This window comes from Bacillus timonensis, assembly GCF_000285535.1.
Classification (GTDB): domain Bacteria; phylum Bacillota; class Bacilli; order Bacillales; family Bacillaceae_L; genus Ferdinandcohnia; species Ferdinandcohnia timonensis.
The window spans coordinates 1-339 of sequence record NZ_CAET01000104.1 but is presented as its reverse complement, the minus strand read 5'-3'; the positions used below and the strand labels follow the sequence as shown (position 1 = coordinate 339).

The following is a 339-nucleotide window of genomic DNA, read 5'->3' as shown; positions in this document are numbered from 1 at the left end:
CCAAGGTTTTGCGTCTCTTTCCCGATTTTTGCGTCAATATCCGCGGATTTGCGTCAACTCCCACATTTTTGCGTCGATTTCTTCGGATTTGCGTCTTCTCCCTGATATTTGCGTCACACACCAAGGTTTTGCGTCACTTTCCCGATTTTTGCGTCAATATCCGCAGTTTTGCGTCAACTCCCACCATTTTTGCGTCACACACCAAGGTTTTGCGTCTCTTTCCCGATTTTTGCGTCAATATCCGCAGTTTTGCGTCAACTCCCTGATTTTTGCGTCGCACACCAAGGATTTGCGTCATTTTCGCGATTTTTGCGTCAATATCCGCAGTTTTGCGTCAAC

1 protein-coding gene is annotated in these 339 nt (G+C 46.6%); it reads left to right on the top strand.

What is annotated here, in order from left to right; genetic code table 11:
* A partial coding sequence (locus tag BTHG_RS27175) for a hypothetical protein (RefSeq protein ID WP_222860367.1) occupies positions 1-339 on the top strand: 339 nt, incomplete at both ends.